Source organism: Pseudomonas sp. FW305-3-2-15-C-LB1 (assembly GCF_058787615.1).
Genome location: NZ_JBYSZX010000005.1, coordinates 117,577 through 136,843 on the forward strand (window position 1 = coordinate 117,577; position 19,267 = coordinate 136,843).

Consider the following 19,267-nt stretch of genomic DNA (forward strand, 5'->3'; position numbering starts at 1 on the left):
TTAAGTAAGCTGCATCCGCCCCCAAAACGCCCGGGCGAGATTCGCTCGGGCGTTTTTTTGTCTGCAATAAACCGAATGAACAGGAAATCGCCCGTATGTTGGACGCCAATCTTAAAGCTCAGTTGAAGTCATACCTGGAACGGGTCACCCAGCCGATCGAGATCGTCGCCTCCCTCGACGACGGCGCGAAATCCCAGGAAATGCTTGCCCTTTTGCAGGACGTGGTCAGCCTCACCACGCTGATTACCCTGAAAACCGATGGCAATGATGCGCGTAAGCCGTCGTTCTCCATCAACCGCCCGGGTGCCGAGATCAGCCTGCGTTTTGCCGGCATCCCCATGGGCCATGAATTCACTTCGCTGGTGCTGGCCCTGCTGCAAGTCGGTGGCCACCCGTCGAAGGCCAGTGTCGAAGTGATCGAACAGATCCGCGCCCTCAAAGGCGAGTTCAGCTTCGAGACTTACTTCTCGCTGTCCTGCCAGAACTGCCCGGACGTAGTCCAGGCGTTGAACCTGATGGCCGTGCTCAACCCTAACATCCGCCACGTCGCCATCGACGGCGCACTGTTCCAGGCTGAGGTGGACGAGCGCCAGGTAATGGCAGTGCCCAGTGTGTACCTTAATGGTGTGAACTTCGGCCAGGGTCGCATGGGCCTGGAAGAGATCCTCGCCAAGCTCGACACCAGCGGCATCGAAAAAACCGCCGAGAAAATCAGCGCCAAAGAGGCCTTCGATGTACTCGTCGTCGGCGGCGGTCCTGCCGGTTCATCGGCTGCGATCTACGCCGCACGCAAAGGTATTCGCACCGGCGTCGCCGCCGAGCGTTTCGGCGGGCAAGTGCTGGACACCATGTCCATCGAGAACTTCATTTCGGTACAGGAAACCGAAGGCCCGAAATTGGCCAGCGCCCTGGAAGCCCACGTGCGCCAGTACGACGTGGACATCATGAACCTGCAGCGCGCCAGTGCCTTGATTCCGGCGAAAAACGCCGGTGACCTGCACGAAATTCGCTTCGAAAGCGGTGCTACTCTCAAATCCAAGACCGTGATCCTGGCGACCGGCGCCCGCTGGAGAGAAATGGGTGTCCCGGGCGAGCAGGAATACAAGGCCAAGGGTGTGTGCTTCTGCCCGCACTGTGACGGTCCGTTATTCAAGGGCAAGCGTGTAGCGGTGATCGGCGGCGGCAACTCCGGCGTGGAAGCGGCCATCGATCTGGCCGGTATCGTCAGCCACGTGACCTTGCTCGAGTTCGACAGCAAGTTGCGCGCCGACGCCGTGTTGCAGCGCAAGCTCTACAGCTTGCCGAACGTCGATGTGATCACCAGCGCGCTCACCAGCGAAGTGAAAGGCGATGGCCAGAAAGTTACCGGTCTGGCGTACAAGGACCGTGACAGCGGCGAGTTCAAGACCATCGACCTGGAAGGGATCTTTGTGCAAATCGGCCTGCTGCCCAACACCGACTGGCTCAAGGGCACCGTGGAACTGACGCCGCGTGGCGAGATCATCGTCGATGCGCGTGGCGAGACGTCACTGCCGGGCGTATTCGCTGCCGGTGATGTCACCACAGTGCCGTACAAGCAGATCGTGATTGCGGTGGGCGAGGGCGCCAAGGCTTCCCTCAGTGCGTTCGATCATCTGATCCGGACTTCTGCCCCGGCGTAAGGAAGGCCGCGCAAATGAAAAAACCCCATGAGCGATCATGGGGTTTTTTTCGTTACAGCGGCGCCGGCTGGATAATTTCGACCCAATACCCATCCGGGTCCTTGATGAAGGCCAGGCTCTTCATGCGACCGTCGGTCAGGCGCTTCTGGAAATCGCAGCCCAAAGCTTCGAAGCGCTCGCAGGCAGCGACGATATCCGGCACCGAGATACAGATATGGCCAAAACCACGTGGGTCGGTATTGCCGTTGTGATAGGCGAAGTCAGCGTCGTTTTCGGTGCCGTGGTTGTGGGTCAGTTCCAGGATGCCTGGAATCGACTTCATCCACTGGGTGCGCTCGGCAGCGTCGGCCGGAATCTGTGATTTATCGACCAGAGCGAGGAAGTACAGGCTGAATTCGGCTTCCGGGAAGTCGCGTTTTTCAACCAGGGAAAAGCCCAAGACACGGGTGTAGAAGTCCAGCGACTTGGTGATGTCCTTGACCCGCAGCATGGTGTGGTTGAACACGAAATTGGCGGTGGCGGTGTCAGGTTGGGCAGTGACGCCCGGGCAAGTGTTCAGTTCGTGCAGGCTCATGGGCCCTCCAGAAAAAATGGGGCAAACGCGGCTCTGAAATGTGAGCGGTTCCTTGGCTTGCGGCTGGCATCCGTGCAGCCGGGCCATGATACGCAAGGCTCGGTCCGGTCGCCAGATGAAAAAGCCACGCAGGCCTTGCGGCCTGTGGAGGCTGGGGCTCAAACTTTGGCCATTGAACCTTGGGTGTTTTTGGTAATGACTGAATTTCGTAAACCGCTGTTGGGCATGCTGTGCGTGTGGTTGGGCAGTTCCTGCGTAGTGGCCGCCGAGCCCGAAATTCATTGGCCTGGTGGGTGGCAGGTCGAGGAAGTCGTCGCGGATGAACAGGCACCTGTAAAACCCCAAGCAGTATCACGCCAGCGGGCAATCAAGAATGATGAAAACGGTACGACCCTGATGGTCATGGAGTTGACCGGGACACCGATTGAAGTTGGCCACAAGGTTAATCTTCAAGGCGTACTGCTGGAGATGCGCAAATCCATCCAGAAGGATTTTGCCCAGGGCGGTTATCAAAGCGTGTGCAGCAAGATGCGCCCTTCAACATTGAGCCGTCTTGAAGCGCTGGAAACTACTTGCGTGATAACCGAGAACGGGCGGCACGTGCTCTCGCAAACATTGGTGGGCGCGGTTGATACCGATAAGGCGTATGTTTTTTCATACGCAGGTCGGGCCGATGCGTATGAAGCAAGCAAGGAGGAAGTCAGTTCGGTACGCGATAGCCTGAAACTTTAAGTGCGTGAGGCATGTCGCTTTTGAACAAAGTGAAATGTTATTTAAGTTCGATTTCGAACCTTATAAGATAAAAAAGCCCCGCGTCAGCGGGGCTCTTTATAAATCCGGTACGATCAGCCGCGAAGCCAGGAATCTACAGTGGCAGGGCCGTACTGTTCTTTCCAGGCCTTGAGGCCACGGTGGTTACCGCCTTTGGTTTCGATCAGTTCACCGGTGTGCGGGTTCTGGTAAACCTTGACCACTCGCGCACGGCGCTGTTTGGGTGCGGCAGCAGCGGCGCTGGACTTGCCCGGGTTTGGATCAAGGATGGAAATGATGTCGCGCAGGCCTTTGCCATAGCTCTTCATCAGGGCTTGAAGCTTTTCTTCGAATTCGATTTCTTTCTTCAGGCCAGCATCGTTCTTCAGGGATTCCAGCTGGGCAAGCTGCTCTTGAAGGGCTTTTTCTGCTGCGCGAAATTCGGCGAGTCTGGACAAAATCTGTACTCCAATAGTGTAGTTGGCTGATATCAACTGCAGACAAAGCTATAAGCCAAGCGCTTTAAGGCGACCCAGGAAAGAAGTCGTCTCGCGAGTTCTGCACAGGCAGGAAAAATTGTAGTAGTTAATGCGCCACGAGTAAATCATGTCTTTTCTCCAGACCCAACTATTTCAGTACAGGTAGTGCATGGCTATTCAATGACGCGCCAGCGATTTAATAAATTCATCACAGGGTAAAGGCTTTCCAAACAGGTAGCCTTGCAGGAAGTCCACCCCTTGAGCGGCCAGGTAATCACACTGTTCGCGCGTCTCCACACCTTCTGCAACAATGCCCAAGTCGAGCTTGCCCGACAGCTCTATGATGCTGTCCAGAATATGCCCCGATAGTGCATCTGCACCGATCATGGCGACAAAACTCTGGTCAATCTTCAAGTAGTCCACATTGAAGTTGCGTAAATAGCCCAGGCTGGAATGGCCGGTGCCAAAATCGTCAATGGCAATCATCACCCCCAATTGATGCAAGGCGTCGAACAAGCGGCGGGTAATCTCGGTGGGTTCGATCAACTCGCGTTCGGTCAACTCCAGCACCAGAGTCACCTGGCCTACGGGAAAGGCGGCGAGAAACTCACGGCAGTCCTCCACCAGTGCCAGGTCCTGGCAGTGGCGTGCAGTGATGTTCACACCAATATGGAATCCCGGGCTGAAACGCGTGGCATGGGGCGCCAGTTGCGCGGCGGTCTGGCGCAGGAGAGCACGAGTCATCGGCACGATCAGGCCCGAATGCTCGGCCAGGGGGATAAACAGATCGGGTCGCACCAGCCCTTCCTTAGGGTGTTGCCAGCGCATCAGTACCTCGCAGCCTGCCCATTCACGGGTATCACCGCGCACCACGGGCTGGAAGTACGGAATGAATTCGTTGGCGGCCAATGCCCGATACAGTTCATGGGTGGGGGCCGAAGAGCGTTTTTGCAGCCAATGCGCCAGCGCCCCAGCCAGCAGGCCAAAGAACACCAGCAGGCTGAACAACGCCGGGTATCGAGCCTGCATGTAGCGCCAGACTTCGCCAGCCGGCATGCCTGCGTCGACGCTGTAGTGATAACGCGAGGATGCAAGATGGTGGTGCGCCACGGCAAATACCGGCACCGCGGTGTCATGCACTTTTCCATCGGCCCCCAGCCAATGGGGCCCGACTTGCAGTACCAGGTCGGCGTAACGACTGATCAGGCGCAAGGCGTTGGTCAGGTGGTAGCCGTCGATCGACGCAAATGCGGCCTTGTCACCCTCGACCAGCCGGTACACCAGCAGAGCGGTATCCGGCGTCACCGGGTTGCCATCCATCAACCACAACTTGCCGTCTACATAATCATCCGGATTGACCGGCGACGCGTATTGGTCGCCAAACAACGAGCTGCAGTAGATGTTTCTCTGCCAGGACAAGGTGGTCGCCCGCACGAATGGACGGCGCGTGACCTGCTCGCGCAATGCCAGCTGCGCGCCGTTATCACAGGGTTGACCTGCCAGTGGCAGCAACGCCTGGGCGGCGAGGGCGGTGTTATCGAGCATCAAGTCGAATTGGCGCACAGCTTCCTGCGCGGTCTGGGCGGTGCTTTGTTCAAGGGTGCGTTCGGCCTGCCAATGGAGGATCGCCACGCCCAATGCAACGGGCACCATGGCGCAAAATACGCTGATCAGGTTACGGGTGGCACGGCTGCGCGGGCCTTGGACGGTCAAGGGCATGGGGTAAAAGCCTGGTACGAGGTGAGAGAGGCGTCAGTACGGCGGGTCGGACATGACTCGATGATAGTTGCAGTCGCCGCAATAAGCTCGGGATACCTACCCGTTCGGTCAGTAGGCAGTCTTGCGGGCGTTATCTGGGACTGCTACTGGCAGTGCTGCTGCACGGTGGACCGGCGACGGTAGATGCCGGTGTGATCATCAACGGCACGCGCCATATCTACTGATCGCCCCACGGTCCGCCACCCGCCTGTCCTTCGACGCGATCCTGAAGTTGCCGTCCGGCGCTGCCAGCCTGCGCTTCAGTACCGTGGATGACAACGGCGCGCTGCGCCATCATCGCCAGCCGCTATAGCGGTGTGACATGCCCATAGTCCAGGCCTTGTGCCACGCGAATAAACGCCAGGGTGGCGGGTGACGCCTGGCGGCGGTCCAGCACCGCCAGTCCAATCGAACGGGTAATGGCCGGTGCCAGTGGGCGTGCCACATAACGCGGGTCTGGCGTAACCGGCAGGGAACCCTGGGCCACCACGCTGACGCCATCGCCACGGCTCACCGCTTCCAGCGTGCTGAGCAACTGCGCGCAACGGTAACGCACCTTCGGGGTCAACCGGGCATCGGCGAACAGGCGCGAGACCAGCTCCGACGAGCCGGCCTCGGTCAGGATGAAGGGCGCCTCGCAGAGATCTCCAAGGCGCAGGGCAGGGTGTGCGACCAGGGGGTGGTTGGCCGGCAACAGCGCGACCATCTGATCGGTGAACAGCGCGAAGGTGTCGAATCGCTCTTGCTCCAGCACCACGAAACCCACGTCGATGCGCCGCTCATCCAGCCATTGGATGACCTGGCGGTCCGGGCCTTCATCGACATGCACCTCAATGTCGGGGTAGGCCTGGCGAAACGGCCAAAGGATCTGCGGCAACAGCCGATTGGACGACGTTGGCCCGAAGGAGCCGATGCGCAGCGTGCCGCGCTTCAAGCCCCGGGCATCGGCGGCCTCCTGTTCAAGGGTGCCGGCCAGGCCGAGCATGGCGCGGGCGCGCAGCAGCAATTGTTCGCCAATGTCGGTCAACGCCACATGGGCTTGATGACGACGGAACAGCTCCACCCCCAGTTCCTGCTCCAGGCCCTTGATGGCATGGGACACCGCCGATTGGCTGATACCCAGGCGGTTGGCCGCATGGGTAAAGCCTTGCAGCTCAGCGACCAGGGAGAAAATTTCAAGTTGGGTCAGGGTCATGAGTATTTACTCATTTTACGATGATCAAGTATCAGGCAAACACTAGGCTAACTCGTTCAGCACCAGAGCAATACCACCATGAAACCTTCCACCGATTGTTTGACCTACTTGAAGCTCGCTGCCGTCTCCATGATCTGGGGCGGCACCTTCGTCGCCGGGCGCTACCTGTCCGGTGCCATCGACCCGCTGCTGGCGGCCAGCCTGCGTTTTCTGCTGGCCAGCGTCGCGCTGTTGCTGTTCATGGCGTTTGCGCGCATTCCCCTGGCCCGTCCAAACCTGGCGCAGTTGGGGCGACTGGCATTGCTGGGATTTTTCGGCATCTTTTTCTACAACCTGTGCTTCTTCTACGGCTTGCAGTACATCGGCGCCTCGCGGGCATCGCTGATCGTCGCCTTGAACCCAGCGGTGATTGGCCTGACATCCTGGCTGTTATTCAAGGAACGCCTGGGGCTTGGCAAGGCACTGGGGATCGGGTTGTGCCTGGCGGGCGCGGCGGTTGTCATCATCAACCGCGACCCACTGGGGCTGCAGGGTGCGACCAACGCCTGGCGCGGCGATCTGCTGATCGCCGGCTGCGTGGCGGGGTGGGGCGTCTATTCGCTGGGCGCACGCGCGCTTAACCAGCGCCTGGGGCCCTTGCAGACCGTCACCTGGTCGGTGTTGCTGGGAACGCTGATGCTTACGCTCATCACGCTGTTGAGCGGGCGACTGACTCTGGTTGCGCTCAGTGCTATCCACCTGCCGCAGTTGTACAGCCTGCTCTACCTCGGGGTACTGGGCTCGGCCCTGGCGTATATCGGCTATTACGATGGCATCCGGCGTATTGGCGCGACCCGCAGTGGTGTATTCATCGCGCTCAATCCGCTGACGGCGGTGATCTGTGGCGCCGTGCTGCTGGACGAGCCTTTCACCCTGCCCATGCTGATGGGCGGTGCGATCATCCTGGCGGGCATCTACCTGTGCAATAAACCCCTTGCACGGGTGCGGGTAATGGGGATTTGATAAGAGTACGGACAAACGCAGTTACGCTGTGTAGAATCGATTTACGCATACAAGAATATGGACTTGTGCTCACGCAAGCCTAAGCCGTCAGAGACCGATGACATCATGAAGCTACTCGGCTCCCCCCTCATCTTTGGTGACTTCCTCGCCCGCAGTGTGCGAGGTCTTTCCTGTGCGCCGCCCGTGCTCCCCATCCTTGCTGGCAATTGAAACCTTCAAAACACAAGAATGATGAGGCGCCAAATCATGGCAGATCTATACGAAAACCCAATGGGCCTGATGGGCTTTGAATTCATCGAATTCGCGTCGCCGACGCCAGGCACCCTGGAGCCGATCTTCGAGATCATGGGCTTCACCAAGGTCGCGACCCACCGTTCCAAGAACGTGCACCTGTATCGCCAGGGCGAGATCAACCTGATCCTCAACAACGAACCCAACAGCATCGCTTCCTACTTCGCTGCCGAACACGGCCCGTCGGTGTGCGGCATGGCGTTCCGCGTCAAGGACTCGCAAAAAGCCTACAACCGCGCGCTGGAACTGGGCGCCCAGCCGATCCACATCGAAACCGGCCCGATGGAGCTGAACCTGCCAGCCATCAAGGGTATCGGCGGCGCGCCGCTGTACCTGATCGACCGTTTCGGCGAAGGCAGCTCGATCTACGACATCGACTTCGTCTACCTCGAAGGCGTGGAGCGCAACCCGGTGGGTGCGGGACTGAAGGTCATCGACCATCTGACCCACAACGTGTATCGCGGCCGCATGGTTTACTGGGCGAACTTCTACGAGAAGCTGTTCAACTTCCGTGAAGCGCGTTACTTCGATATCAAGGGCGAGTACACCGGCCTGACGTCCAAGGCCATGAGCGCGCCGGATGGCATGATCCGCATCCCGCTGAACGAAGAGTCGTCCAAGGGCGCCGGCCAGATCGAAGAGTTCCTGATGCAGTTCAACGGCGAGGGCATCCAGCACGTGGCGTTCCTCACCGACGACCTGGTCAAGACCTGGGACGCGTTGAAGAAGATCGGCATGCGCTTTATGACAGCGCCGCCGGACACCTACTACGAAATGCTCGAAGGCCGCTTGCCGAACCATGGCGAGCCGGTGGATCAACTGCAGGCACGCGGCATTCTGCTGGACGGTTCCTCGGTTGAAGGCGACAAGCGCCTGCTGCTGCAGATCTTCTCGGAAACCTTGATGGGGCCGGTGTTCTTCGAGTTCATCCAGCGCAAGGGCGATGATGGGTTTGGCGAGGGTAACTTCAAGGCGCTGTTCGAGTCGATCGAACGCGACCAGGTGCGTCGTGGGGTGTTGACCACCGACTAACGCACACGAAAAAGCCCGGCCATGGGTAACCTGGCCGGGCTTTTTGCTGTCTGCCGATCAGGCTTTACGCTGGCGTACCAAGTGCTTGAACCCTTCAAACACCAGCACCATCACCGCCAGCCAGATCGGGATGTAGGTCAACCATTCGCCGCCCTTGATCCCTTCACCCAGGATCAACGCCACTCCCAGCAGTAGCACTGGCTCAACGTAGCTGAGCAGCCCGAACAGGCTGAACGCCAGCAGGCGGCTGGCGATGATGTAGCTCACCAGTGCTGACGCGCTGATCAGGCCCAGCGTCGGAATCAGCGCGTATAGCTTGGGGTGCGCATCCAGCACCGCAAAGCCTTGCTCGCCGCTTTGCACAAACCACCAGGCCACCGGCAGCATCAACGCCATGTCCAGCCAGAGCCCACCCAAATGGTCGGTCTTGAGGTACTTGCGCACGATGAAATAGACCGGGTAGCCGATGATCACCACCAGCGTGGCCCAGGAAAAACCACCGGCCTGGTACAGCTCGTTGAGCACCCCAAGGCCGGCGAAACAGACGGCGATCTGTTGTAAGTACGACAGCTGTTCGCCCCACACCAGGCGGCCGGTCAGGACCATGGTCAGCGGCAACAGGAAGTACCCCACCGACACATCCAGGCTGCGTCCATTCAGCGGTGCCCACATGAATAACCACAACTGCACGCCCAGCAAAGCCGAAGACACCAGCACGCCCGCGATCAAGGCAGGTCGGGCCGCCAACATCCGCAGCAGCTCCCACACCCGTCGCCATTCGCCGCTGACGATCATGAACACCGTCATGCACGGCACGGTGAGCAACATGCGCCAGCCGAAAATTTCCAGGCCGCTCAAAGGCGTGAGCAGTGACGTGAAGTAATACATCACGCCAAACAACACCGAGGCCAAGACCGATAACACGACACCTTTAGACACGCTGTCCTCGCGAAAAACCATTGATACGAAAAGAGGGGAAATTTCAGGAGGGGATTATGGTGCTTTTAGCAGGAGAGGGGTGCGCTGTTTTGGGGCGTTTTTCAGCAAATTTTCGCGTTAGTCCGCTGCGGGGGCGGGCTAACTGTGGCGAGCGGGCTTGCCCCGCGTTGGGTTGCGTAGCAGCCCCAAAAAAACTGGGAGCGCTGCGCACTCCAACGCGGGGCAAGCCCGCTCGCCACAATACTGTGTTCTGCTCAGTAACAGGGCTACCGGGCTTAAGCTCGCGCCACGCGCCCCGACACAAAATGCCCGACGTCATTGAACCCTGGCGTCGACGAATGCCCCGGCGTCACCAGCGAATCGATGAACGCTTCATCCTCGATCGTGATCTTCACGTCCAACGCCTCGAGGTAGGCATCCCATTGCGCTTCGGTGCGCGGCCCGACAATCGCCGAGCTCACCGCCGAATTGTTCAATACCCAGGCAATCGCAAACTCCACGATCCCCACACCACGCCCTTGGGTGTACTGCTGGATCTGCTGGGCGATGCGCAGCGATTCCACGCGCCATTCGGTTTCCAGGATGCGCTTGTCCTGGCGCGCCGCACGGCTGCCGGCCTCGGGGGTGACGTCCGGCGCGTATTTGCCACTGAGCACGCCACGGGCCAATGGGCTGTAAGGCACCACACCCAGGCCATAGGCGGCTGCGGCAGTGAGCTGCTCGACTTCGGCCTGGCGGTTGACGATGTTGTACAGCGGCTGGCTGATGATCGGCTTGTCGACACCCAGGCGTTCGGCCACGCGAATCACCTCGGCAATGCGCCAGCCGCGATAGTTCGACAGGCCCCAGTAGCGGATCTTGCCCTGGCGGATCAGGTCGCCGATCGCCGATACCGTCACTTCCAGCGGGGTGTTGTGGTCTTCGCGGTGCAGGTAGTAGATGTCCAGGTAATCGGTATCGAGCCGGGTCAGGCTGGCTTCCAGTGCGTTGAAAATACGTTTGCGGCTCAAGCCGCTGCGGTTGGGCAAACCGTCCACCGGGCCGATGCCAACCTTGGACGCCACCACCCAGTCCTGGCGATTGCGCACGATGGCTTCGCCGACGATTTCCTCGGAACGTCCGCCGGTGTAGACGTCCGCCGTGTCGATAAAATTGATGCCCTGGTCCCAGGCCTTGTCGATGATGCGCAGCGAGTCCTCGGTGTTGGTCTGTTCGCCAAACATCATGGTGCCCAGGGTCAAGGCGCTGACCTTCAACCCGGACTGGCCCAATGTGCGGTAAATCATGGAAAACTCCTCAAGGCAGGGAAACGTGCCCAATGCAATACCAGACTCGGCCGCTCTGGGACAAGCCCTGCACGCGTTTCTTCATGGACTCAGCAGCACCTGACAACGCTGCTGCAGGAAACGGTGCAGCACCTTCACCCGTTCCGACACCTGCAGCCGGTGCGGGCACATCAGGTTGAAGGGCGTCGGTTCGCCCTGCCAGTCAGGCAGCAACGGCACCAGCCGACCGGCCTTGATGTCCTGGGCAATATCCAGGTTGGCCTTGTAGGCGATGCCGTGACCGGCCAATGCCCAGCGCCGCACGATTTCGCCGTCATCGCTCAAGTAGTCCCCCGACACTTCGACCTCCTGCAACACCGCGCCCTGGCGGAAATACCAGGTATTGTTGGCACGGCCCCGACGCATGTAGCGCAGCGTGTTGTGTTGTGCCAGGTCGGCCGGAGTCCGGGGCGTGCCGTGACGCGCCAGGTAATCCGGGCTGGCGCAGGGGATGCGGTGGTGGTCGGGCACCACTGGCAGTGCCACTAGGCTGGAGTCCCGGGGGACACCAAAGCGCAGGGCAATGTCCACGGTGTCGCGGAACAGGTCGGCATTGCTGTCGTTGAGCAGCAATTGCAGGCGGATATTCGGGTGTTCGAGCTTGAACGCATCCAGCCAGCCCAGCAGCACATTGCGCCCGAAGTCCGAGGGCGCCGCCAGTTGCAGCAAACCGCTGAGGCTCTGGCCCTGCTGCTTGATCGCCTGTTCGCCCTCGGACAGTGCCTCCAGTGCGACGCGCACGCTCTCCAGGTAGCGCCGACCTTCTTCGGTCAAGCGCATGCTGCGGGTCGAGCGCGCCAGCAGGCGAATGCCCAGGCGGGTTTCCAGGCGCTTGAGGGCGATACTGGCGGCGGCCGGGGTCAAGCCGAGCCCGCGGGCGGCGGCAGACAGGCTGCCGGTGTCGGCGGTGCGCACGAAGACTTCAAGGTCGAGGGTTGAGCTCATTTGTAAAAATCCTTTAAAGATCTTGTCGTTTTACCGGGATTTTTCGTCGATTGCCAAGCTGGGAAGATGAACCCTCACTTTCTCAATCAGGAATTTCCCCATGACTTCTTCCCTCAACGGCAAAACCGTCATCGTGATTGGCGGCAGCAGCGGAATCGGCGCAGCCGTGGCCAAGGCCGCCGCTGCGCGCGGGGCGCAGGTGGTGTTGGCCGGGCGGCGCTTGGTCAGCGGCGTGGTAAACGGCCTGCGCAGCGAACCGGTGGACGTCACCGATGCAGGGTCTTTGCAACAATTGTTCGAACGCGTGGGGCGGTTCGACCACCTGGTCTACACCTCAGGGCCAACCGTGCGTGCCAAGACCTTGATCGAAACCGATCTGACCGAGGCTCAGGACAACTTCAACGTGAAACTCTGGGGCTCGTTACGGGCGATCCAACTGGCGCTGCCATTCCTGGATAAGCACGGCAGCATCAGCCTGACCTCTGGGCAACTGGGACGTAAATTGGCGCCGGGCCAGTTCATCAAGACCGGGATCAACGCCGCCACCGAAGCTCTGGGCAAACAGTTGGCCAAAGAACTGGCCCCGCGTCGGGTCAATGTGATCAGCCCAGGCGTGATTGATACGCCAGCGTATGGGGGGTTGTCTGAAGAACAACGTCTGGCGATGTTCGCCAAGGTGGGAGAGGGGGTGCCGGTAGGGCGAGTGGGACAGGCTGAAGAAGTAGCACAGGTCTATGTGTTGGCGATGGAGAATGGGTTTATGACCGGTGCTGTGATCGATATCGACGGCGGCGGTACGCTGTAGCTTGTTGAGAAAGGTGATTGAACGAAATTGTCCGGCAGACCACATAGCCCATGAGGGCTGCTCGAGCCGAGCAGCCCTTCACGTTCATTTTCTGGAGAGAGCCCATGTCAACAGTGAATCACCCCACACCGTTCCCAGGGGCCAACGCCCTCATCGAGTCGATTATCGGCACGATTCAAGGCCGGCAACCCACCGAACAAAGACCACTGACGGATGACCAGAAGCGAGTGCTGGAGGGGAAACCCGTAGCACCCGATTCGAAAATCACTTATTGACGCAGGCCGCTTAGCCCTTAAGGGTACGCGTCATCCGCAACGCCAACACGCTGCCGGCGACAATCACCGCCGCCAGCAGGTACAGCGCCACATCCGTGGACCCGGTGGCATCCTTCACAAAACCCACGATATACGGGCTGAGGAAGCCGGCCATCTGGCCCATGGAATTGATCAACGCCAGGCCGCCTGCCGCCGCGCCCGCACTGAGCATGGCGGTGGGCACCGGCCAGAACATTGGCAGGCCGGTGAGGGCGCCCATGGTGGCGATGGTCAGGCCAAGGATCGCAATCGCCGGCGTGGTGGCGAAGTTCACCGCGATTACCAGGCCGATTGCGCCCATCAGCATCGGCACCACCAAGTGCCAGCGACGCTCCTTGCGCAAGTCGGCGGAACGGCCCACCAGCAGCATGAATACCGCCGCCAGCAGGTAGGGGATAGCACTGAGCCAGCCGATCACCAGGTTATCGCTGAACCCCAGGTTCTTGATGATCGACGGCAGCCAGAAGTTGATGGCGTACACGCCGCTCTGGATGCAGAAGTAGATCAGGCCGAACGCCCAGATCGCCGGGTTCTTGAACACTTCGGCCAGCGAATCGGTGGTGGTTTTCGGCTTATTGGCCAGGTCAGTCGCCTGGTCGGCTTCCAGCACCGCGCGTTCGTGGGGCTTGAGCCACTTGGCGTTGGCGAAACTGTCGCTGAGCAGGAAGTAGGCAAGGGCGCCCAGAATCACGGTCGGGATGCCTTGCAGCAGGAACATCCACTGCCAGCCTGCAAGGCCACCCTGGCCGGCAGCGAAGTGGTTGAGGATCCAGCCGGAGAACGGGCTGCCGAGCAAACCGGACACCGGAATGGCCGACATGAACAACGCCATGATCCGCCCACGGCGGAACGTCGGGAACCACTGCGAGAGGTACAGCACCACACCGGGGAAGAAGCCCGCTTCAGCGGCACCGGTGAACAGGCGCAGGGTGTAGAAGTGCGTCGGTGTGGTGACGAACAGCAGGCAGGTGGACAGCGTGCCCCAGACGATCATCATCAACGCAATCCAGCGGCGCGGACCGAACCTGGTCAACGCCAGGTTGCTCGGCACCCCGCACAGCACGTAGCCGATAAAGAAGATCCCGGCCCCGAGGCCGTACACGGTTTCGCTGAATTTCAACGCGTCGAGCATCTGCAGCTTGGCAAAGCCGACGTTTACCCGGTCCAGGTAGTTGAACAGATAGCAGATGAAAATGAAGGGGATCAGGCGCAGGGTAATGCGCTTGTAGATGGCGTTTTTATCGTCATCGGTGGCCAGTGTGGCTGCGGCGCTCTGTGACATGGGAGTCTCTCTTTATTATGATTTTTCGCGATGCGAGGGTAACGTTGATCGCCTGAAGAGTCTCGGCCCTCTGGCGGGCCGCTGTCTTTGTGCTTGCGCACAGCGAACCCTGCTTTGCGCTGTGCCGATGAACAATCATCCTTTCAAGGAACTTAGCCGCATGTTCGAGCTGGATCATGACCTGGCGCAGGATATCGTCGATCGGACCATGGCGATCCTGCCTCACAACGTCAATGTCATGGACAGCCAGGGCCTGATTCTCGGCAGCGGCGAACCCGAGCGTATCAATACCCGCCATGAGGGCGCGCAACTGGTGCTCGCCAATGGCCGAGTGGTGGAAATCGACGGCCAGACCGCCAAGCACCTCAAGGGCGTGCAGCCGGGTATCAACCTGCCGCTGCTGCACGACGGCCGCCTGATCGGCGTGCTGGGCATCACCGGCGAACCGGAAGGCCTGCGTACCTACGCCGAACTGGTGCGCATGACCGCCGAAATGCTGGTGAGCCATCGCCACCAGCAGGCCGAACAACAATGGCGGCGCCAGCGTTGCGATGACCTGCTGGCCCTGCTGCTGGCGGAAACCGGCGACTCGCCACGCCTGGTGGACGAAGCCCAGCAACTGGGGCTCAAGCCGCAGATGGCGCGCACCCCTTATCTGTTTGAACTCGGCGCGGGGCAATCGGCAGAGGCGTTGGGTAGCTGGCTGACCTCGCGTTATCCGGACAGCTGGTGTGTCAGCTCGGCGCAGTATTCATTGTTGTGGTGCCGGCCAGCCGCGGTGCCGGTCGACAACCCGCGCCTGCTGGAAAAACTCGACGGCCTCGGCTGGCATGTCCTGCGTGTCGCCGTGGGCGGGCAAGCGGATGGGCTGGCGGGGCTGCGTCGCTGCTATCGGCGTGTCGGTGATTTACTCGCCTACGGTCGCGATGTGTTGCCGCAGTCACGCTTGCTGACGCTCAACCGCTATCGCCTGCCGGTAATGCTCTGGCGCCATCGCAACGACGACGCCCTCGACGAACTGCTCAATCCGCTGCGCAAAGTGCTGGCCAAGGACGGCAATGGCCAACTACTGGCCACGCTGCGCAGCTGGTGCGAACACGACGGGCAAAGCCAGGCCTGCGCCGACGCCCTGGGTATTCACCGCAACAGCCTGCGTTATCGCATGGAGCGGATTGCCGAACTCAGTGGCGTCGACCCGTTGACCCTGGACGGCATGCTCGCCCTTTACCTGGGCGTACAACTGCTGCCCCAGACTTTGTCGGAATGAACAACAAAGCGCCGCCGCACTTGTGCATCGGACCGGCGTCAGCGGCGGTGGCAACTGGCAGCATGGGCGTCATAAAAACCGGAGAAAGCCCATGAAAATCATCATCGCCCCCGACTCGTTCAAGGACAGCCTCAGTGCCGAAGGCGTCGCCCAGGCTATTGCCGAAGGGCTGGCACAGGTGTGGCCCGATGCCGAGTTGGTCCAATGCCCAATGGCGGACGGTGGTGAAGGCACAGTGGATGCGGTGCTCGCGGCGTGCAACGGCCAATTGCGCCACCACGTCGTGCGTGGCCCGCTTGACAGCGCAGTTGAAGCACACTGGGGCTGGTTGGCCGACAGCCACACCGCGATCATCGAAATGGCCGAGGCCAGCGGCCTGCAGTTGGTACCGCCGGGCCAGCGCGACGCATGCACCACCACCACCCATGGCACTGGCGAACTGATCCGTGCGGCACTGGATGCCGGCGCTGAGCGCATCATCCTGGCGATTGGCGGCAGTGCCACCAACGATGGCGGTGCCGGCGCGATGCAGGCGCTCGGTGTGCAGCTGTTCGACGCCGACGACCAACCGCTGCCACCCGGTGGCCTGGCCCTGGCGCGCCTGGCGCGGATCAGCCTGGAACACCTCGACCCACGCCTGGCGCAGGTACGCTTTGAAATCGCCGCGGACGTGAACAATCCGCTGTGCGGCCCCCACGGCGCCTCGGCGATTTTCGGCCCGCAAAAAGGCGCGAATCCCGAGCAAGTCCAACAACTCGACGCCGCCCTTGGCCGCTTCGCCGATCACTGCGCCAACGTGCTATCCAAGGATGTACGCGATGAACCCGGCAGCGGCGCCGCAGGTGGCTTGGGCTTTGCGGCCAAGGCCTTTCTCGGCGCGCAGTTCCGCGCTGGCGTAGAGGTAGTGGCCGAACTGGTCGGCCTGGACGCCGCCGTACGCGGCGCCGACCTGGTGATCACCGGCGAAGGCCGTTTCGACGCCCAGACCCTGCGCGGCAAAACCCCGTTCGGCGTGGCGCGCATCGCCCGGCAGCACAAGGTGCCCGTTATCGTGATCGCCGGCACCTTGGGCGATGGCTACGAGCAGATGTATGCCCATGGCGTGGATGCGGCATTTGCCTTGCCCTCAGGACCGATGACTTTGGAACAGGCCTGCGCTGAGGCGCCGCGCCTGCTCAGTGAGCGGGCAGCCGATGTTGCGCGGCTGTGGCGCACCGCAGGCAAGCACTGACGGACAGGCCCGAACATGGGACAATCCGCGCCTTTTCGACACGGAGAGTCCCCATGCTGCGCCCCGCCTTCCTGGTCCTGTTACTCACTGGCGCCACCCCCCCGGTCTTCGCCCAACCACCCTCCGAAACCGTACCGCTGCTGCGTGAGATCAAGCAGTGGGTGGTCGGTTGCGACAACCTGCGCAATTGTCATGCCCTCAGCGCGCCCAGCGGCGTGGATGAAGAGGACTACAGCTCGTTGACGTTGCACATCTGGCATCAGGCCGGCCCGCAAGGGTATCCGCGTTTGCGCTTCGATCATCGAGGTCAGGACGTTGACCTTTCCACTTTGACGCTGGACGGCCAGCCCCTGGGCCTGGAGCTGACGCGGGAATTGCACGTTGAGCTGGATGACCAGGGCGGTGATCCCGAGGTGCAGTCGTATGGGGTGATTGATGGCGCAGGGACGCGGCGCTGGTTGCAGCGTCTGCGCAATGGCCAGCGCCTGCAGTTGCCAGGCGAGGGCGCCGCGCACGTATCGCTGAGCGGGTTGAGTGCTTCGCTGCTGTTGATGGATGCAGTACAGGGACGCGTGGACAACGTGACGGCCCTGGCTCGACCTGGCAAGGGCGCGCCCAGCGAGGTGCCACCACGGGCGCCAACGCCGATATTGCGCAAGTTTACGCCAGCGCCGCCGTTGACCGCGCAGGAGCAGGCCGGGTTGGTGGCGGCTGCATTGCAGGCCGTCACGCCGGAAGAGGGTGAAGCCGAGGCAAAAGCCGGTGCCCTGACGGCACGCCAGGCAATGACCGTGACACGTTATGACTGTGCGGCCTACAACTGCGAGTTCAATGTCAGCAGCCGTGAGCGGCAGGCGCCCTACACCGAGACGCTGATGGACCTGCAGCCGCTGCCTCTGGAAGACGCCGCGCTGCAAGGCTCGGTCGGCTATGACGAGGCTTCCGGCACACTGAGTTACTTCTACAAGCAGCGTGGCATCGGTGATTGCGGCGGCGGGGCCTCCTGGGTGTTCGACGGCAAGCGCTTCCAGCTCAGCGAGTTCCACCGGATGCCGCGTTGCACCGGGGTCGGTTACGGTGACTGGCCGTCGCTGTGGTCAACCGTGCCAGCCCCCTAGCCACCGGCTCAATGTCGCCCCTACACTGGCCGGCCACGTGTCTTTCAAAGGATGAAACACCATGCACACGCCTGAACCCCCTATCGTGATCCAGCGCTTCACCGAGGCCCACCTTGAAGGCGTCGCTGCGCTCTACAACGAACCGGCCGTGTGCCGTCAGGTGCTGCAAATGCCTTTCCAGTCAGTCGAGATGTGGCGCAAACGCCTGGTGATGGACAACGAGCGGCGGCTGCAACTGGTGGCGTTGCATGGCGGTGAGGTGGTCGGCCAGCTGGGCCTGGAACAGTACCTGCGCGTGCGCCAGGCCCATGTCGGTTCGTTCGGCATGGGCGTGGCAACGGCGTGGCAGGGCAAGGGCGTCGGTTCGCGGCTGCTGACGGCCGCGCTGGACGTGGCCGACAACTGGATGAACCTGCACCGCGTGGAACTCACGGTGTACGCCGACAACGAAGCGGCGCAGCGGCTGTACCGCAAGTTCGGCTTTGCTGTCGAAGGCGTATTGCGTGATTACGCCCTGCGTGACGGCCAGTTTGTCGACACCGTGAGCATGGCGCGCCTGCGCCAGTCGGTTTAATCCTGCAAAGCAAACGCCACCGCAGCCTGCGCATGCAGCTCGGTGGTGTCCAGTAATGGCAGGTCGCTGTGTTCAGGCTTGATCAGCAAACCGATTTCCGTGCAACCGAGGATGATCGCCTGGGCGCCACGTGCAGCCAGCGACTCGATGACACCTTGGTAGACTTTGCGTGACGCCTCGCTGATCACGCCGACGCATAATTCTTCATAGATGATCCGGTGCACGGCCTGACGCTCGTCGGCCTCCGGCACCAGCACGGTCAGCCCCTGGGCGGCCAGGCGCGACTTGAGGAAATCCTGTTCCATGGTAAACGCCGTACCGAGCAGGCCGACCGTCAGTGTGCCGGCCTCAACGGCAGCCGCACCCGCCGCATCGGCGATGTGCAGGAAGGGGATCGACACTGCCGCCTCGATACGTGGCGCCACCAAATGCATGGTGTTGGTACACAGCACCACACAGTCGGCGCCGCCGGCTTGCAGACGGCGCGCGGCGTCTTCGAGGATCAGCGCGGTGTCATCCCAGCGCCCGGCATGTTGCGCCTGCTCCACCGGGCCGAAGTCCACGCTGTACATCAACAGTTGTGCCGAGCGCAGCGGGCCGAGCTGGTCGCGCACGCGTTGGTTGATGATGCGGTAGTACTCGGCGCTGGACTCCCAGCTCATGCCGCCGATAAGGCCGATGGTGCGCATGCGATGCTCCTGGCAAGGAAAGTCGCTTCACCTTAC

The 19,267-nt window shown here is 61.2% G+C and carries 18 protein-coding genes; 9 read left to right on the forward strand and 9 right to left on the reverse strand.

Going from position 1 to position 19,267, the window contains the following annotated elements; genetic code table 11:
* Positions 1–95 precede the first annotated feature (95 nt).
* A complete protein-coding gene (gene ahpF, locus AC3WP7_RS12170; RefSeq protein ID WP_102591978.1) occupies positions 96–1,661 on the forward strand; it encodes an alkyl hydroperoxide reductase subunit F in 1,566 nt (521 codons plus the stop codon).
* Between the two features lie 52 nt (positions 1,662–1,713).
* Here ahpF and gloA read toward each other — a convergent pair whose 3' ends face one another.
* The gene (gloA, locus tag AC3WP7_RS12175) at positions 1,714–2,235 is read right to left on the reverse strand and encodes a lactoylglutathione lyase (protein WP_102591979.1); all 522 of its coding nucleotides are present in this window, start codon (positions 2,233–2,235) and stop codon (positions 1,714–1,716) included.
* Positions 2,236–2,430: 195 nt separating this feature from the next.
* Here gloA and AC3WP7_RS12180 point away from each other — a divergent pair, with 195 nt between their 5' ends.
* On the forward strand, positions 2,431–2,967 hold the full coding sequence (locus AC3WP7_RS12180; RefSeq protein ID WP_092244413.1) for a DUF4946 domain-containing protein: 537 nt from the start codon (positions 2,431–2,433) through the stop codon (positions 2,965–2,967).
* 113 nt (positions 2,968–3,080) lie between these two features.
* Here the strand turns inward: AC3WP7_RS12180 and AC3WP7_RS12185 are convergent, their stop codons facing one another.
* From AC3WP7_RS12185 to AC3WP7_RS12195, 3 genes are all read right to left on the reverse strand, one after another.
* A complete protein-coding gene (locus tag AC3WP7_RS12185) occupies positions 3,081–3,443 on the reverse strand; it encodes a histone-like nucleoid-structuring protein, MvaT/MvaU family (protein WP_071488246.1) in 363 nt (120 codons plus the stop codon).
* A gap of 198 nt (positions 3,444–3,641) precedes the next feature.
* Entirely contained in the window at positions 3,642–5,183 is a 1,542-nt protein-coding gene (locus tag AC3WP7_RS12190; protein ID WP_102591980.1) for an EAL domain-containing protein, read from the reverse strand.
* 346 nt (positions 5,184–5,529) lie between these two features.
* Positions 5,530–6,417 (reverse strand): LysR family transcriptional regulator, encoded by an 888-nt coding sequence (locus tag AC3WP7_RS12195; RefSeq protein ID WP_102591981.1) that lies wholly within the window; start codon positions 6,415–6,417, stop codon positions 5,530–5,532.
* Positions 6,418–6,495: 78 nt separating this feature from the next.
* Between AC3WP7_RS12195 and AC3WP7_RS12200 the strand changes: the two genes are divergently transcribed.
* Both AC3WP7_RS12200 and hppD read left to right on the forward strand, forming a co-directional pair.
* Entirely contained in the window at positions 6,496–7,419 is a 924-nt protein-coding gene (locus AC3WP7_RS12200) for a DMT family transporter (RefSeq protein WP_102591982.1), read from the forward strand.
* Positions 7,420–7,665: 246 nt separating this feature from the next.
* The gene (gene hppD / locus AC3WP7_RS12205) at positions 7,666–8,742 is read left to right on the forward strand and encodes a 4-hydroxyphenylpyruvate dioxygenase (RefSeq protein WP_058425843.1); all 1,077 of its coding nucleotides are present in this window, start codon (positions 7,666–7,668) and stop codon (positions 8,740–8,742) included.
* Between the two features lie 57 nt (positions 8,743–8,799).
* Here hppD and rarD read toward each other — a convergent pair whose 3' ends face one another.
* The 3 genes from rarD to AC3WP7_RS12220 all read right to left on the reverse strand — a co-directional run bounded on the left by rarD (position 8,800) and on the right by AC3WP7_RS12220 (position 11,951).
* Positions 8,800–9,681 (reverse strand): EamA family transporter RarD, encoded by an 882-nt coding sequence (gene rarD, locus AC3WP7_RS12210; RefSeq protein WP_102592023.1) that lies wholly within the window; start codon positions 9,679–9,681, stop codon positions 8,800–8,802.
* A gap of 275 nt (positions 9,682–9,956) precedes the next feature.
* Positions 9,957–10,967, reverse strand: a complete 1,011-nt coding sequence (locus AC3WP7_RS12215; RefSeq protein ID WP_102591983.1) for an aldo/keto reductase — start codon at positions 10,965–10,967, stop codon at positions 9,957–9,959.
* An 81-nt stretch (positions 10,968–11,048) separates the two neighbouring features.
* Positions 11,049–11,951 (reverse strand): LysR family transcriptional regulator, encoded by a 903-nt coding sequence (locus tag AC3WP7_RS12220; protein WP_092243692.1) that lies wholly within the window; start codon positions 11,949–11,951, stop codon positions 11,049–11,051.
* A 100-nt stretch (positions 11,952–12,051) separates the two neighbouring features.
* Here AC3WP7_RS12220 and AC3WP7_RS12225 point away from each other — a divergent pair, with 100 nt between their 5' ends.
* Positions 12,052–12,756 (forward strand): SDR family oxidoreductase, encoded by a 705-nt coding sequence (locus tag AC3WP7_RS12225; protein ID WP_093513257.1) that lies wholly within the window; start codon positions 12,052–12,054, stop codon positions 12,754–12,756.
* 285 nt (positions 12,757–13,041) lie between these two features.
* On the opposite strand, the gene AC3WP7_RS12230 is transcribed toward AC3WP7_RS12225, so the two are convergent.
* Positions 13,042–14,352, reverse strand: coding sequence for an MFS transporter (locus AC3WP7_RS12230; RefSeq protein ID WP_092243682.1), 1,311 nt, complete (start codon positions 14,350–14,352; stop codon positions 13,042–13,044).
* 160 nt (positions 14,353–14,512) lie between these two features.
* Between AC3WP7_RS12230 and AC3WP7_RS12235 the strand changes: the two genes are divergently transcribed.
* The 4 genes from AC3WP7_RS12235 to AC3WP7_RS12250 all read left to right on the forward strand — a co-directional run bounded on the left by AC3WP7_RS12235 (position 14,513) and on the right by AC3WP7_RS12250 (position 18,542).
* Positions 14,513–15,619 carry a sugar diacid recognition domain-containing protein gene (locus tag AC3WP7_RS12235; RefSeq protein ID WP_102591984.1) on the forward strand — a complete coding sequence of 369 codons (1,107 nt, stop codon included), beginning with the start codon at positions 14,513–14,515 and terminating at the stop codon, positions 15,617–15,619.
* 91 nt (positions 15,620–15,710) lie between these two features.
* Positions 15,711–16,850, forward strand: coding sequence for a glycerate kinase (locus AC3WP7_RS12240; protein WP_102591985.1), 1,140 nt, complete (start codon positions 15,711–15,713; stop codon positions 16,848–16,850).
* Between the two features lie 53 nt (positions 16,851–16,903).
* Positions 16,904–17,968, forward strand: a complete 1,065-nt coding sequence (locus AC3WP7_RS12245; protein ID WP_093513255.1) for a DUF1176 domain-containing protein — start codon at positions 16,904–16,906, stop codon at positions 17,966–17,968.
* Between the two features lie 61 nt (positions 17,969–18,029).
* Positions 18,030–18,542 (forward strand): GNAT family N-acetyltransferase, encoded by a 513-nt coding sequence (locus tag AC3WP7_RS12250; protein ID WP_092243666.1) that lies wholly within the window; start codon positions 18,030–18,032, stop codon positions 18,540–18,542.
* On the opposite strand, the gene AC3WP7_RS12255 is transcribed toward AC3WP7_RS12250, so the two are convergent.
* Entirely contained in the window at positions 18,539–19,231 is a 693-nt protein-coding gene (locus AC3WP7_RS12255) for an aspartate/glutamate racemase family protein (RefSeq protein ID WP_092243663.1), read from the reverse strand. The genes AC3WP7_RS12250 and AC3WP7_RS12255 overlap by 4 nt on opposite strands.
* Positions 19,232–19,267: the final 36 nt, after the last annotated feature.

Excerpts from the sequence above, each read along its gene's own strand:
- AC3WP7_RS12195 (WP_102591981.1), bottom strand. The coding sequence starts at position 6,417 with ATGACCCTGACCCAACTTGAAATTTTCTCCCTGGTCGCTGAGCTGCAA.
- AC3WP7_RS12245 (WP_093513255.1), top strand. The coding sequence starts at position 16,904 with ATGCTGCGCCCCGCCTTCCTGGTCCTGTTACTCACTGGCGCCACCCCC.
- AC3WP7_RS12220 (WP_092243692.1), bottom strand. The coding sequence starts at position 11,951 with ATGAGCTCAACCCTCGACCTTGAAGTCTTCGTGCGCACCGCCGACACC.
- AC3WP7_RS12230 (WP_092243682.1), bottom strand. The coding sequence starts at position 14,352 with ATGTCACAGAGCGCCGCAGCCACACTGGCCACCGATGACGATAAAAAC.
- AC3WP7_RS12235 (WP_102591984.1), top strand. The coding sequence starts at position 14,513 with ATGTTCGAGCTGGATCATGACCTGGCGCAGGATATCGTCGATCGGACC.
- AC3WP7_RS12215 (WP_102591983.1), bottom strand. The coding sequence starts at position 10,967 with ATGATTTACCGCACATTGGGCCAGTCCGGGTTGAAGGTCAGCGCCTTG.
- AC3WP7_RS12190 (WP_102591980.1), bottom strand. The coding sequence starts at position 5,183 with ATGCCCTTGACCGTCCAAGGCCCGCGCAGCCGTGCCACCCGTAACCTG.
- AC3WP7_RS12180 (WP_092244413.1), top strand. The coding sequence starts at position 2,431 with ATGACTGAATTTCGTAAACCGCTGTTGGGCATGCTGTGCGTGTGGTTG.
- gloA (WP_102591979.1), bottom strand. The coding sequence starts at position 2,235 with ATGAGCCTGCACGAACTGAACACTTGCCCGGGCGTCACTGCCCAACCT.
- AC3WP7_RS12225 (WP_093513257.1), top strand. The coding sequence starts at position 12,052 with ATGACTTCTTCCCTCAACGGCAAAACCGTCATCGTGATTGGCGGCAGC.
- hppD (WP_058425843.1), top strand. The coding sequence starts at position 7,666 with ATGGCAGATCTATACGAAAACCCAATGGGCCTGATGGGCTTTGAATTC.
- ahpF (WP_102591978.1), top strand. The coding sequence starts at position 96 with ATGTTGGACGCCAATCTTAAAGCTCAGTTGAAGTCATACCTGGAACGG.
- AC3WP7_RS12200 (WP_102591982.1), top strand. The coding sequence starts at position 6,496 with ATGAAACCTTCCACCGATTGTTTGACCTACTTGAAGCTCGCTGCCGTC.
- AC3WP7_RS12255 (WP_092243663.1), bottom strand. The coding sequence starts at position 19,231 with ATGCGCACCATCGGCCTTATCGGCGGCATGAGCTGGGAGTCCAGCGCC.
- AC3WP7_RS12250 (WP_092243666.1), top strand. The coding sequence starts at position 18,030 with ATGCACACGCCTGAACCCCCTATCGTGATCCAGCGCTTCACCGAGGCC.
- AC3WP7_RS12240 (WP_102591985.1), top strand. The coding sequence starts at position 15,711 with ATGAAAATCATCATCGCCCCCGACTCGTTCAAGGACAGCCTCAGTGCC.